Genomic DNA, 14835 nt, shown 5'->3' with positions numbered 1-14835 from the left:
CTCACTCCTACAGGGGATCGCGGTGAATCAGAGAAATTACAGGCACAAAAAAACGGCCCGCCTCCTATAGGAAACGGGCCGTTTTCCGGTGAGCCTCAGCTCAGAACAATCACTTGTTCAGGTGGAAATCTTTTTCCGCCGCGTCGAAGCGCTGCACCATGCCTCTGGTCGGCTCGCCCATCGTGCTGACGATGTAGATGGCCAGGCTGGCGAAGATGAAGCCCGGGATGATTTCGTACAGACCCAGCAGTTCGAAATGCTTCCAGACCACCACGGTGATCGCGCCGACCAGAATACCGGCCAGTGCGCCGTCGCGAGTCATGCCTTTCCAGATAACCGAAATCAGCACAACCGGACCGAACGCAGCACCGAAACCGGCCCATGCGTAGGACACCAGGCCCAGTACGCGGTTTTCCGGGTTGGCGGCCAGAGCGATCGCGATCAGTGCCACCAACAGCACCATGGCGCGGCCGACCCAGACCAGCTCAACCTGGGAGGCGGATTTGCGCAGGAAGGCTTTGTAGAAATCTTCAGTCAGGGCGCTCGAGCACACCAGTAACTGGCAGCTCAGGGTGCTCATGACGGCAGCCAGAATCGCCGACAGCAGGACACCGGCCACCCACGGATTGAAGAGGATCTTTGCCAGTTCGATGAACACGCGCTCAGGGTTCTCGGTCACGGGGCCGGCCACTTCCGGGTGTGCCGAGAAATACGCGATACCGAAGAAGCCCACCGCCACGGTGCCGCCCAGGCACAGGATCATCCAGGTCATGGAAATGCGACGCGCCTTGGCGATCGATTTCACCGAATCCGCCGCCATGAAACGCGCGAGGATATGCGGTTGGCCGAAGTAGCCCAGACCCCAGCCCATCAGCGAAATGATGCCAATGAAAGTGGTGCCTTTGAGCATGTCGAAGTTGCTTGGATCTTGCGCTTCGATGGCCAGGAACGTGGTGTCGACACCACCGGTGGCCAGCAGCACGATGATTGGCGTAAGGATCAGCGCGAAAATCATCAGAGTGGCTTGTACGGTGTCGGTCCAGCTCACTGCCAGGAAACCGCCGATAAAGGTGTAGGCAATTGTCGCCGCAGCACCGGCCCACAGCGCGGTCTCGTAGGACATGCCGAAGGTGCTTTCGAACAGACGGGCACCGGCCACAATGCCGGAAGCGCAGTAGATGGTGAAGAACACCAGAATCACGATCGCCGAGATGATCCGCAGCAGGCCGCTTTTGTCTTCGAAACGGCTGGCAAAGTAGTCCGGCAGGGTCAGGGCGTCGCCATTGTGCTCGGTCTGCACGCGCAGACGGCCGGCAACGAACAGCCAGTTCAGGTAGGCACCGATGACCAGACCGATGGCGATCCAGCTTTCAGACAGACCCGACATATAGATGGCGCCCGGCAGGCCCATCAACAACCAGCCGCTCATATCGGAAGCACCGGCGGACAGCGCGGTGACGACGCTGCCGAGGCTTCGACCGCCGAGGATATAGTCAGAAAGGTTGTTGGTGGAGCGATAGGCTATCAAGCCGATCAGCACCATTGCTGCGATGTAGATCACGAACGTGATCAGGGTTGGATTGCTTACGCTCATTGAGTTACGCCCTGGCTTTGTTTTTATGTAGCGGCGGTGGTGAACCGCACGCAAACGACGACGTTTGGCAGACGATCCGGGATCCCGCGCATTTAGGACTGATGTTTCCCCAGGAAAGCCATCAGCCGGTACACCGGGTTATTCCCGGTTGCACCTAGGGCGCGAATGCTATGCAACAAATCAAATAAGGTGCAACCAGTTTCGTGAGAATTAGTTGCACCTAGTCGGATTTATCGACAATCACCCCGTTTTTGCTCCCTTTTGTGGCAGTCATAACCCTTTGCTAGAAGCAAAAGCACCAAGCAGGAGCAGCACTTTCGTACCAGAAAATAATTCCTGACGAGTTGCCTATTATTCCGACAAAAAAAGGGTTGCACCCGGTTGCACCTCTTTCGGCGCACGGCTAATCTTGCCGCCAGCTGATGCCACGCAACTGTGGCAACCATGAGGATAAAAATATGGCTACCACCACCCTTGGGGTCAAACTCGATGACCCGACCCGCGAACGCCTGAAGGCCGCCGCAACCTCGATTGATCGCACGCCGCACTGGCTGATCAAACAGGCAATTTTCAATTACCTGGAAAAACTCGAGGGTGGTGCAACCCTGACCGAGCTGAACGGTTTGACCGCCAAGGACGCCGATGAGGCGGGCGAAGTGCACACCGATCACGCCCACCAGTGCTTCCTTGAATTCGCCGAAAGCATCCTGCCGCAATCCGTACTGCGTGCTTCGATCACTGCCGCTTACCGTCGCCCTGAGCCGGAAGTGGTGCCGATGCTGATCGAGCAGGCTCGCCTGCCAGCGCCGATGGCAGAAGCCACCAACAAACTCGCCGCTTCTATCGCGGAAAAACTGCGTAACCAGAAAAGTGCCGGCGGTCGTGCAGGCATTGTTCAAGGTCTGCTGCAGGAATTTTCCCTGTCGTCCCAGGAAGGCGTAGCGCTGATGTGTCTGGCCGAAGCGCTGCTGCGTATCCCGGACAAAGGCACTCGCGATGCACTGATCCGCGACAAGATCAGCACCGGTAACTGGCACCCGCATTTGGGCAACAGCCCGTCGCTGTTCGTCAACGCCGCCACTTGGGGCCTGCTGTTGACCGGCAAACTGGTGTCTACGCACAACGAAGCTGGCCTGACCTCTTCGCTGAGCCGCATCATCGGCAAGAGCGGCGAGCCGATGATCCGCAAGGGCGTCGACATGGCCATGCGCCTGATGGGCGAGCAGTTCGTCACCGGCGAAACCATCGCCGAAGCGCTGGCCAACGCGAGCAAGTTCGAAGCCAAGGGCTTCCGTTATTCCTACGACATGCTCGGTGAAGCGGCCCTCACCGAACACGACGCGCAGAAGTACCTGGCGTCGTACGAACAAGCCATTCACTCGATCGGCAAAGCGTCCCACGGCCGTGGGATTTATGAAGGCCCGGGCATCTCCATCAAGTTGTCGGCACTGCACCCGCGTTACAGCCGTGCACAGTACGAGCGCGTGATGGACGAGCTGTACCCGCGCCTGCTGTCGCTGACCTTGCTGGCCAAGCAATACGACATCGGCCTGAACATCGACGCCGAAGAAGCCGACCGTCTCGAACTGTCGCTGGATCTGCTTGAGCGCCTGTGCTTCGAGCCGCAACTGACTGGCTGGAACGGCATTGGTTTCGTCATCCAGGCTTACCAGAAACGCTGCCCGTACGTGATCGACTACGTGATCGATCTGGCCCGTCGCAGCCGTCATCGCCTGATGATCCGCCTGGTAAAAGGCGCGTACTGGGACAGCGAAATCAAGCGCGCCCAGGTCGAAGGTCTGGAAGGCTATCCGGTCTACACCCGCAAGGTGTACACCGACGTTTCCTACATCGCTTGCGCACGCAAACTGCTGTCGGTGCCGGAAGTCATCTACCCGCAGTTCGCCACGCACAACGCCCACACCCTGTCGGCGATTTACCACATTGCCGGTCAGAACTATTACCCGGGCCAGTACGAATTCCAGTGCCTGCACGGCATGGGCGAACCGCTCTACGAGCAGGTTGTCGGCAAAGTTTCCGAAGGCAAGCTGAACCGTCCGTGCCGCGTGTACGCACCGGTCGGTACTCACGAAACCCTTCTGGCGTACCTCGTACGTCGCTTGCTGGAAAACGGCGCGAACACCTCGTTCGTCAACCGCATCGCCGACCAGTCGATTTCGATTCAGGAACTGGTGGCCGATCCGGTGGCGCAGATCGAGCAGATGGCGACCGTGGAAGGTGGTTTCGGCCTGCCGCACCCGCGCATTCCGCTGCCGCGTGATCTGTATGGTGCCGAGCGTGCCAACTCCAGCGGCATCGACATGGCCAACGAACATCGTCTGGCCTCATTGTCCTGCGCCTTGCTCGCCACTGCGCACAATGACTGGAAAGCCGCGCCGATGCTCGGTTGCGCTTCCAGCAACGAAACGCCGGCAGCGGTTCTGAACCCGGCTGATCACCGTGATGTGGTCGGTCATGTTCAAGAAGCCACGGTTGAAGACGTCGACAACGCCATCCAATGCGCACTGAACGCCGCACCGATCTGGCAGGCTACCCCGCCGGCCGAACGTGCGGCGATTCTGGAACGTGCCGCTGACTTGATGGAAGGCGAGATTCAGCCACTGATGGGCCTGTTGGCTCGTGAAGCCGGCAAGACCTACGCCAACGCCATCGCCGAAGTCCGCGAAGCGGTCGACTTCCTGCGTTATTACGCGGTGCAGGCTCGCAACGATTTCAGTAATGACGCCCACCGCCCACTGGGTCCGGTGGTGTGCATCAGCCCGTGGAACTTCCCGCTGGCAATCTTCAGCGGCCAGGTCGCTGCTGCACTGGCTGCCGGTAACCCGGTACTGGCCAAACCGGCCGAACAAACCCCACTGGTGGCGGCTCAGGCTGTTCGCCTGATGCTTGAGGCCGGCATCCCGGAAGGCGTGGTGCAACTGCTGCCGGGTCGCGGTGAAACCGTCGGCGCCGGTCTGGTCGGCGATGAGCGCGTCAAAGGCGTGATGTTCACCGGTTCCACCGAAGTCGCGCGCCTGCTGCAACGCAACATTGCCGGTCGCCTCGACAACCAGGGCCGTCCGATTCCGCTGATCGCCGAAACCGGTGGCCAGAACGCGATGATCGTCGACTCCTCGGCTCTGACCGAACAAGTCGTGATCGACGTAGTTTCGTCGGCCTTCGACAGCGCCGGTCAGCGTTGCTCGGCGCTGCGCGTACTGTGCCTGCAGGAAGATTCCGCCGATCGCGTCATCGAGATGCTCAAAGGTGCCATGGCGGAAAGCCGTCTCGGCAACCCAGAGCGCCTGTCCGTGGACATCGGCCCGGTGATCGACGCCGAAGCCAAGGCGGGCATCGACAAGCACATCCAGGGCATGCGCGATAAAGGTCGCAACGTGTATCAGGTCGCTATCGCCGACACCGAAGAAGTCAAACGCGGCACCTTCGTCATGCCGACCCTGATCGAACTGGAAAGCTTCGACGAACTGCAACGCGAGATCTTCGGCCCGGTGCTGCACGTGGTTCGCTACAAGCGCAAAGAGATCGATCAACTGATCGGCCAGATCAACGCTTCCGGTTATGGCCTGACTTTGGGCGTACACACGCGCATCGACGAGACCATCGCCAAGGTGATCGACAACGTCAACGCCGGTAACGTCTACGTCAACCGCAACATCGTTGGCGCTGTGGTCGGCGTGCAGCCATTCGGCGGCGAAGGCTTGTCGGGTACCGGTCCGAAAGCCGGTGGCCCGCTGTACTTGTACCGCTTGCTGTCGACGCGCCCTACTGATGCCATCGAACAATCCTTCGCTCGCGGTGATGCTGCCGTGGCACCGGACGTTCGTCTGCGCGACGCCATGAGCAAACCGCTGACCGCGCTGAAAGCCTGGGCCGACAGCAACAAGTTTGCCGACCTGAGCACTCTTTGCGTGCAGTACGCTGCGCAATCGCAGAGCGGCATCACCCGCGTGCTGGCCGGCCCGACCGGTGAGAAAAACAGCTATGCCATCCTGCCGCGTGAGCACGTGTTGTGCCTGGCCGAGGTTGAAGGTGATTTGCTGACGCAACTGGCGGCGGTGCTGGCGGTAGGCGGTTCGGCGGTATGGCCGGAGTCCGACATCAGCAAGGCCTTGTTCGCACGCCTGCCGAAGGAGATTCAGGCGCGGATCAAGCTGGTTACCGACTGGAATAAAGACGAGGTGGTGTTTGATGCGGTTCTGCATCACGGCCATTCCGACCAGTTGCGCGGCGTTTGCCAGCAGATTGCCAAGCGTGCCGGTGCGATCGTTGGGGTTCAGGGCTTGTCCCAGGGCGAGACCAACATTGCGCTGGAGCGCCTGGTGATTGAGCGGGCGTTGAGCGTTAACACCGCTGCGGCGGGGGGTAATGCCAGCTTGATGACTATCGGCTAACACCTGATAAACCGGGCACCTGCATGGGTGTCCGGCATAGCAACAGTCCCTGTGGGAGCGAGCTTGCTCGCGAAAGCGGTTTGCCAGTCAACGTGAATGTTGAATGTGCCGGCCTCTTCGCGAGCAAGCTCGCTCCCACAGTGTTTTGTGGTGTTTGTTAAGTCTGCGCGCGGCTTCAACATCACGCTTATCAATCATCCTGTTCAGCCTTTATCAGCACGCCTAGACTCGGCCCAACCCCAACTTCAGGTAGGCCGCCATGTCCGAAACGCTGCTCAGTTCCCGCAATCTGGCTTTCGAGCTGTATGAAGTCCTTGATGCCGAGGGCCTGACCCGGCGTGAGCGCTTTGCCGAGCACAATCGCGAAACCTTCGACGCCGCCATCGGCACCGCGCGCAACATTGCCGAAAAGTACTTTGCGCCACACAACCGCAAGGGCGACGAGAACGAGCCGCGCTACGAAGACGGTCAGGCGATTCTGATTCCTGAAGTGAAACCGGCGGTGGATGCCTTCCTTGAAGCCGGATTCCTCAACGCTGCGCGCAGCTTCGATGCTGGCGGCATGCAACTGCCGACGCTGCTGTCCCAAGCTTGCTTCGCGCATTTCCAGTCGGCCAACGCGGCTTCGACGTCCTACCCGTTCCTGACCATGGGCGCGGCGAACCTGATCGAGAGCTTTGGCACTGAGGAACAGAAACAACGCTTCCTGCAGCCCATGATCGATGGCCGCTTCTTCGGCACCATGGCGCTGACCGAACCGCATGCAGGTTCATCGCTGTCGGATATTCGTACACGCGCCGAGCCGGCGTCCGACGGCACTTATCGCCTGAAGGGCAACAAAATCTTCATCTCCGGCGGCGATCACCCGCTCTCGGAAAACATCGTGCACATGGTCCTGGCCAAACTGCCGGACGCACCTGCGGGCGTTAAAGGCATTTCGCTGTTCATCGTGCCGAAGTTTCTGGTCAACGATGACGGCAGCCTCGGCCCACGCAATGACGTGCTGCTGGCCGGGCTGTTCCACAAGATGGGCTGGCGCGGCACCACCTCCACAGCACTGAACTTCGGCGATAACGGTGAATGTGTCGGTTATCTGGTGGGTAAGCCGCATCAGGGCCTGAGCTACATGTTCCAGATGATGAACGAAGCGCGGATCGGCGTCGGTATGGGGGCGGTGATGCTCGGTTATGCCGGTTACCTGTATTCGCTGGAGTACGCCCGCGAACGGCCACAGGGTCGCGTTCCGGACAGCAAAGATCCGACGACGGCGCCGGTGGCGATCATTCAGCACGCCGATGTACGACGCATGCTGTTGACGCAAAAGTCCTACGTCGAAGGTGCATTTGACCTCGGCTTGTATGCAGCGCGCCTGTTCGATGACACCACGACGCTTGAGTCCGAAGCCGAGCGTAAACAGGCCCACGAATTGCTGGATCTGCTGACGCCGATCGTCAAGTCCTGGCCATCGGAGTTCTGCCTCAAGGCCAACGAACTGGCGATCCAGATTCTTGGAGGCCACGGTTACACCCGCGAATACCCGGTCGAGCAGTATTACCGCGACAACCGTTTGAACCCGATTCACGAAGGCACCCATGGCATTCAATCGCTGGACTTGCTCGGGCGTAAATTGGCGCAGAACGGTGGCGCTGGACTGAAGCAATTGATTCGACTGATCGCCACCACCGCTGAACGCGCGACGGCGTATGAATCGCTGACCGCCCTGCGTGAACCACTGGAAAAGCTGGTCGCGCGCCTGCAAACGGTAACCATCGGTTTGTTGACCGACCTGGCACAGGGCAAGGTCAATAGCAGTCTGGCGAATTCGGCGCTGTACCTGAAGGTGTTCGGCCACACGGTGATTGGCTGGCGCTGGCTGGAGCAGGCGATTCGAGCCGAGGAAGGGCTGGCCAAAGGGAATGCAGCGGATGCCGACTTCTATAAGGGCAAGTTGCAGGCAGCGCGGTATTTTCTGACGTGGGAAGTGCCGGGTTGCCACCATGAACTGGCGTTGCTGGAGGCGCGGGATGATACGTGCCTGGCGATGCAGGATGCGTGGTTCTGAAGCGCAACCCTCACCCCAGCCCTCCCGAAACCTCGGACCGCCCAGAGGGAGAGGGGGCCGACCCGAGGTGTCTACGCATCGACCTGAAAAACCGTGTCGATTATGGATTCGGTAAAGCACTTTCAGGTCGGCGTACTTCTCAAGCATCCCACATTCAGTTCCCTCTCCCTCCGGGAGAGGGCTAGGGTGAGGGGCTTTTCTGGTTTAACACTCAGCTGAGTTTGAACCCACCCATCTGCCGCGCCAGATCGTCCGCCAACCTCTGCAACATCTGACAATCCTCACGACACGCCCGAACCTCCCCAGCCGTCGCCCGCGCCAAATCAGAAATCCCCTGCACGTTACGATTGATCTCTTCCGTCACCGCCGACTGCTCTTCGGTCGCCGTCGCCACTTGATGGTTCATGTCACTGATGCGCTCGACCTGCCCGGTAATCGCCGTCAGCGACGCCCCGGTGCGCTGGCTCGACTCAACCCCGGTACCGGTCGCCGCCTGACCGGTGCGCATAGACGACACGGCGTTTTCCGCGCCTTGCTTGAGGCTGCCGATCATTTGCTGGATTTCGTCAGTGGATGCCTGAGTGCGGCGCGCCAAGGTGCGCACTTCATCGGCGACAACTGCAAAGCCGCGACCCATATCACCGGCGCGCGCCGCCTCGATGGCGGCATTAAGTGCCAGCAGGTTGGTCTGCTCGGAAACTCCGCGAATCACCGCCAGCACCGAATCAATCGACGCCACTTGATGCGCCAGCTCGCCGACCGCACCCGCCGCTACGCCAATCTCATCGGACATGCTTTCAATATGCTTGATCGAGCCGCCGACCACTTCCCGCGCCTGCATCGCTTCATCCCGCGCGGTTTGCGAAGCGAGTGCCGCGTTACCAGCGTTCTGCGCAATTTCTTGCACGGTCAGGCCCATTTCGTGAACCGCAGTTGCGACCATGTCGGTCATTTCCTGCTGACGGCCGGAACGTTCGGCGGTGTTCTCCACCACTTTCGCCACTTGCCCCACGGCCGTGCGCAGACGCTCGCTGGTGGTCAGTACTTCGCCGATCATCCCGCGCTGGCTGTCGAGGAAACGATTGAAGCCGCGAGCGAGGTCGCCCAGTTCATCGGCACGGCTGGAATCTAACCGGTGGGTCAAATCTCCACCGCCGCTACCAATCGCTACCAGCGCCGCTGTTACCTGACGAATCGGCCGCACCAGCCCTTGCGCCAGCCACACCACCAAAGCGAGGCACACCAGCGCTACGGCCAGACCGATACCGCCGCTCATCCACATCGCTTTACGGGCTTCGGCGTAGATCTGCGATTGCGGCACTTCGGCCACCAGGGTCCAGCCCAGATCACGCAGAGGCAGGCTGAAGGCGAGGAAGTCTTCACCCTCCCTTTGGAAGCTGCTGCTCACAGCATTTTTTTGACCCATGACGGCTTGAGCAGCGGAGGCGCCAATCTGCTCCGTCAGCGTGCGTTTGCCGCTGAACTGCGCCTCGGGATGCACCTGGATCAAACCGTCGGAACGCACCAGATAGACCTTGCCGCGCTCACCAAAGCTGAAGTTGTGAATCAGCTCCGACAGCTCTTTCATACTCAAACCGAGCCCGGCCACACCGACTACCTTACCGGCCTGCTCCACCTTCAAATCAATGAACAGCGCCAACTCTCCGGTCGCCCCGTCGTTGTCGATGTTCAGGGTGCGCGGCTGATTGCTGTCGAGAAAGGAATAGAACCACGCGTCAGCCGGTTTTGAACGGCTGAGGGTGCGATCCAGACCTTTTTCGGTGATGTAGTGATTGGATTCGGTGCCGATGATCAAAGCGGTAAAAGCCTTGTGTTCGGCGCGGATGCCTTCCAGATACTGCGCGAAGCCAGCCGTTTTGCTGCTGTCTTCGCCTGAGGAGAGCCAGTCGCGGACCATCGTATTGCTGGCGATATCTTTGGCCGCCGTCAGCGGTTGCACGAGGATGCGCTCGATATCGTTGCGCGTCGCTTCAATGCTCGACGGCAGCGCTTGTTCGACCAGATAGCTCTGGGCGAGGCGGTTGACCACCAGGGTATAAATGCCAACCACGATCAGGATGCTGACCAGCAGGGCGGTGCCCATGCTGAGAATCAGCTGCCATTGAATACTGCGTCGCCACAACTGCATGGAGCACCCCCAAAGAATAAGTGGCCGAAACAATGCAACAGCCGTGCCGATTGTATACAACCCAGTCGACAATCTATTCTTTGGTTGTGCGCACCTCCATCAACCCTGATTGATGGTCTTGGCGATGGTGTCGACCGTGGCGCTGACTTGCTCTTGGTAACGGTCGAGTTCTTCTTTGTGCTGCTTCTTCATTTCAATCTGCTGCGAGCACAGATTCATCGCCGCCAGCACCAGCAAGCGGTCACCGATCAGTGTCGGGTATTTGCGCTTGGTGTCATCCAGCGCTGCCTTGAGCATCATGGCCGCGTCCAGCAGGGTCTGTTCTTCCCCGGCCGGTGCCTTGATCGAATAGTCCTCCCCGAGAATGGAGACAACTTTTACCCCTGCTGTATGGTGGTTCATGCGCTGACAGGACCTGCGTTGACGCGATCAACCAGGGCTTGAATGCGTGCAGCGGTGGCGCCGTGCTTTTCTTCCTGCTCCATCAGGTTCAGTTGCAGGCTTTCGTTTTCATCCTTGGCCTGGGCCAGTTCCGTGGACAGGGTCTGGTTGGTTTGCGCGAGTGTCTGGTTCTGTTGCACCAGGTCGCTGACGAGCTGTTCCAATTGGCTGAGGGATGCTTCCAACATTTTGATCTTCCAAGCGTTTTTCAAAGGGCGCGTACGATAAAGAAAAGTCATCACGGATGCCAGGGTTAAACCGGCGCAAAGCCTTGATTTTCCTGGTGGCCGACCGTTCTCGCGAGTTTTAAAGACTGTGATCTGCCGATCTGGTTCCTGCACTTCGTCGCCCCGGTCCCTATGCGACAAATACGCACAGTGCCTCAAGACTTTAGTCGCATGACCGATAAGTCATCCATATCGCAGTCTCAGCCCGCATGGATGCGGCCCTCTCTTGGTATCCGCCCATGTCCCTCCGCAATATGAATATCGCCCCAAGGGCGTTTACCGGCTTTGCCCTGATCGGCGGCCTGATGCTGATTCTGGGCGTTTTCGCCCTGAACCAGATGAGCAAAATCCGCTCAGCGGGCGAGGACATCGCGACGGCCAGCGTGCCGTCGATCAAGGCCCTCGATGAATTCACTCAACTGACGCTGCGTCTGCGAGTGCTGTCGTATCGGTTGCTGATCAACCGCGAACCGGACGTGCAGCAAAAAACCATCGAGCTTTTCGATATGCGCAACCGCCAGATCACCGAGGCGCAGCGTGCCTACGAGCCGCTGATTTCAAGCCCCGACGAACGTACGGCGTACGATCAGTACGTACAACTGCTGGCGCAATACCGTCAGCTCGAAGACCGCATGAAAACCCTGTCGCGCAACAACCAGATCGACGAATTGCGGCAGATGCTCAACAGCGATCTGCTGAGCAACTCTGAAGCGGTAAACACCGCCCTGGCGCGCTTGCTGGAGATCAACACCCAGCAAATCGCCGAGACCGATCAAGGCGCCAAAGATCAGTATTCGATGTCGTTCGATCTGGTGGTCACCCTGCTGGTGATCGCCAGCGGCTTGACCCTGCTCTTCGCCTGGCTGCTGACCGTCAGCATCACCAAGCCGATTTCCAAAGCACTGGACGCTGCGGAAACCATCGCCGAAGGCAACCTGACCCAGCCGATCCACGTTGACGGTGAAGACGAGGCAGGACGTCTGCTGGCAGCGATGGCGAAGATGCAATCGAAACTGCGGGACACCCTGCAACGCATTTCCGGCTCGGCCACTCAGTTGGCTTCAGCGGCTGAAGAGCTGAATAGCGTCACCGACGAAAGCGCGCGTGGCCTGACTCAGCAGAACAACGAGATCGAACAAGCGGCCACTGCGGTCAACGAAATGACCAGCGCCGTAGAAGAAGTCGCCCGCAATGCGGTGAGCACCTCCGAAGCCTCGAAGAACGCCACCACTTCGGCTGGCGACGGTCGTGACCTGGTCCAGGAAACGGTCAGCGCGATCGAACGCATGAGTGCCGATGTACAGAGCACCGCCAGCCTGATCGGCGATCTGGCCAATGAATCCCGTGACATCGGCAAGGTGCTGGATGTGATCCGGGGTCTGGCCGATCAGACCAACCTGCTGGCGCTGAACGCGGCGATTGAAGCGGCGCGTGCCGGTGAAGCCGGGCGTGGTTTTGCCGTGGTGGCGGATGAAGTGCGTGCCCTGGCGCACCGTACTCAGCAGTCGACCAGCGAAATCGAGCGGATGATCGGCAGCATTCAGAGCGGCACCGAACACGCCGTGGATTCGATGCGTAACAGCACCGAGCGTGCCGAGTCGACGCTGAACATTGCTCGAGGTGCCGGCATGTCGCTGGACACCATCAACACCGCCATCGTCGAGATCAATGAGCGCAACCTGGTGATCGCCAGCGCCGCCGAAGAGCAGGCGCAGGTGGCGCGGGAAGTGGATCGTAATCTGGTGAATATTCGTGATCTGTCGGTGCAATCGGCGACTGGGGCGAATCAGACGAGTGCGGCGAGCAATGAGCTGTCGCGGTTGGCGCTGGACCTGAACAACATGGTTGGGCGGTTCAGCCTGTAAATTTTGAGATCAAGATCAAAAGCCCCTCACCCCAGCCCTCTCCCAGAGGGAGAGGGGGAAAGGGAGCAGATCGGGGGCCTTTCAGATTTTCAGTTCGACGCGATATTTCAGGTCGATGTACCTTGCACAAACACCGCGATCAGTCCCCTCTCCCTCCGGGAGAGGGCTAGGGTGAGGGCAGCAATCGCCAGCCGAACCAAAACCTCGAATCCCCCAGCGTAAAAACCTTTTTGACAGCATCACATTTCAACAGGTTAGAATCGCTGGCACGCAGACTGCATGGTCAGTTTGTGCCCGTTTTTACGCTTCTGGAGTACTGCCTTTGAATGCGACGACCATCAACAGCCTGTTCTTGATCGGCGCGTTGCTGGTAGGCGCAAGCATTCTCGTCAGCTCGCTTTCTTCCCGTCTCGGCATCCCGATTCTGGTCATCATCCTCGCTGTCGGCATGGCCGCCGGGGTCGATGGCGGCGGGATCATCTTCGATAACTACCCGACGGCCTATCTGGTCGGCAACCTCGCCCTGGCGGTGATCCTCCTCGACGGCGGTTTGCGCACGCGGGTGTCGAGTTTCCGCGTGGCGTTATGGCCGGCGTTGTCGCTGGCCACGGTCGGGGTGTTGATCACCACCGGGCTGACCGGCATGGCCGCTGCCTGGCTGTTCGATCTCAATCTGATTCAAGGCTTGTTGATCGGTGCCATCGTTGGCTCAACCGACGCCGCAGCGGTGTTCTCGCTGCTCGGCGGCAAAGGCCTGAACGAGCGGGTGACCGCCAGTCTGGAAATCGAATCCGGCAGCAACGACCCGATGGCGGTGTTTCTCACCGTGACTCTGATCGACATGCTCGCCAGCGGCCAGACCGGTTTGCACTGGAGCCTGCTGACCCACCTGATCCGCGAGTTCGGCATCGGTGGCGTGATCGGCCTGGGCGGTGGCTGGTTGATGCTGCAACTGGTCAATCGAATCAACCTCGCTGCCGGTCTGTATCCGATTCTGGTGATCGCTGGCGGTCTGGTGGTATTCGCCCTGACCAACGCCCTGCATGGCAGCGGCTTCCTTGCCGTTTACCTGTGCGGTCTGGTGATCGGCAACCGTCCGGTGCGCAGCCGTCACGGCATTCTGCACATGCTCGACGGCATGGCTTGGCTGGCGCAGATCGGCATGTTCCTGGTGCTGGGGCTGCTGGTGACGCCGCACGATTTGCTGCCGATCGCCCTGCCCGCCCTGGGTCTGGCGCTATGGATGATTCTGTTTGCGCGGCCGCTGTCGGTGATGGTCGGCCTGCTGCCGTTCAAGGCGTTCCATGGCCGCGAGAAAGCCTTTATTTCCTGGGTTGGCCTGCGCGGCGCGGTGCCGATCATTCTCGCGGTGTTCCCGCTGATGGCCGGGCTGCCGAATGCGCAGCTGTACTTCAACCTCGCCTTCTTCATCGTGCTGGTGTCGCTGCTGGTGCAGGGCACGAGCCTGCCGTGGGTCGCCAAGCTATTGAAGGTGACCGTGCCGCCAGAGCCGGCGCCGATTTCTCGCGCAGCGCTGGAAGTCCACGTCACCAGCGAGTGGGAGCTGTTCGTGTACAAGCTGGGTGCGGAGAAATGGTGCATCGGTTCGCCCCTGCGTGAGCTGAAAATGCCCGAAGGTACGCGCATCGCGGCACTGTTTCGTGGCCAGCAACTGCTCCATCCGTCGGGTAGTACGGTGCTGGAAGTCGATGATTTACTGTGCGTTATCGGCCATGAACACAACCTCGGCGCCCTCGGAAAACTGTTCAGCCAGGCGCCGCAACGCGGCCTCGATCTGCGTTTCTTCGGCGATTTTGTACTCGAAGGAGACGCCCAGCTTAAAGCGGTTGCAGCGCTGTATGGCCTGCCGGCCGAGGGCATCGATCCGGACATGACCCTGGGCGCGTTCATTGCCCACAAGGTCGGTGGTGCACCGATCGTTGGCGACCAGGTGGAGTGGAACAACACTCACTGGACGGTTGCGGTCATGGACGGGAACAAGATCGGCAAAGTGGGCGTCAGATTCCCCGAAGGAAGTCGCCCGGGCCCCGGGCTCTTCCTCTAAACTGCGTCCACTCTCACTTG

General features: G+C 59.8%; 8 protein-coding genes and 2 pseudogenes. 5 read left to right on the top strand and 5 right to left on the bottom strand.

Going from position 1 to position 14835, the window contains the following annotated elements; translation table 11 throughout:
• Positions 1-109: 109 nt before the first annotated feature.
• A complete protein-coding gene (gene putP / locus AC1DVF_RS02320) occupies positions 110-1594 on the bottom strand; it encodes a sodium/proline symporter PutP (protein ID WP_460089605.1) in 1485 nt (494 codons plus the stop codon).
• Positions 1595-2052: 458 nt separating this feature from the next.
• Between putP and putA the strand changes: the two genes are divergently transcribed.
• Together putA and AC1DVF_RS02310 are read left to right on the top strand one after the other, a co-directional pair.
• Positions 2053-6006, top strand: coding sequence for a trifunctional transcriptional regulator/proline dehydrogenase/L-glutamate gamma-semialdehyde dehydrogenase (putA, locus tag AC1DVF_RS02315; protein ID WP_477781937.1), 3954 nt, complete (start codon positions 2053-2055; stop codon positions 6004-6006).
• A 259-nt stretch (positions 6007-6265) separates the two neighbouring features.
• Positions 6266-8068, top strand: coding sequence for an acyl-CoA dehydrogenase (locus tag AC1DVF_RS02310; protein ID WP_460089604.1), 1803 nt, complete (start codon positions 6266-6268; stop codon positions 8066-8068).
• Positions 8069-8279: 211 nt separating this feature from the next.
• Here AC1DVF_RS02310 and AC1DVF_RS02305 read toward each other — a convergent pair whose 3' ends face one another.
• The 4 genes and pseudogenes from AC1DVF_RS02305 to AC1DVF_RS02290 all read right to left on the bottom strand — a co-directional run bounded on the left by AC1DVF_RS02305 (position 8280) and on the right by AC1DVF_RS02290 (position 10846).
• On the bottom strand, positions 8280-9011 hold the full coding sequence (locus tag AC1DVF_RS02305; protein ID WP_371042269.1) for a methyl-accepting chemotaxis protein: 732 nt from the start codon (positions 9009-9011) through the stop codon (positions 8280-8282).
• A gap of 135 nt (positions 9012-9146) precedes the next feature.
• Positions 9147-10172, bottom strand: a pseudogene (locus tag AC1DVF_RS02300) (HAMP domain-containing protein); the annotation flags it as partial.
• 144 nt (positions 10173-10316) lie between these two features.
• Positions 10317-10619 (bottom strand): cell division protein ZapA, encoded by a 303-nt coding sequence (locus AC1DVF_RS02295; RefSeq protein WP_064117128.1) that lies wholly within the window; start codon positions 10617-10619, stop codon positions 10317-10319.
• The gene (locus tag AC1DVF_RS02290) at positions 10616-10846 is read right to left on the bottom strand and encodes a hypothetical protein (RefSeq protein WP_007909525.1); all 231 of its coding nucleotides are present in this window, start codon (positions 10844-10846) and stop codon (positions 10616-10618) included. Before AC1DVF_RS02290 ends, AC1DVF_RS02295 begins: the two co-directional genes overlap by 4 nt.
• A gap of 248 nt (positions 10847-11094) precedes the next feature.
• Here AC1DVF_RS02290 and AC1DVF_RS02285 point away from each other — a divergent pair.
• From AC1DVF_RS02285 to AC1DVF_RS02275, 3 genes and pseudogenes are all read left to right on the top strand, one after another.
• Positions 11095-11847 (top strand): annotated as a pseudogene (locus AC1DVF_RS02285) (MCP four helix bundle domain-containing protein); the annotation flags it as partial.
• A gap of 30 nt (positions 11848-11877) precedes the next feature.
• Complete coding sequence (locus AC1DVF_RS02280; protein WP_371042268.1) at positions 11878-12750, top strand: methyl-accepting chemotaxis protein; 873 nt, start codon at positions 11878-11880, stop codon at positions 12748-12750.
• Between the two features lie 322 nt (positions 12751-13072).
• Positions 13073-14815, top strand: coding sequence for a potassium/proton antiporter (locus AC1DVF_RS02275; RefSeq protein ID WP_007909521.1), 1743 nt, complete (start codon positions 13073-13075; stop codon positions 14813-14815).
• Positions 14816-14835 lie beyond the last annotated feature (20 nt).

The organism is Pseudomonas sp. P4_D7 (assembly GCF_056401755.1).
This window is presented reverse-complemented; position numbering and strand designations above follow the sequence as displayed.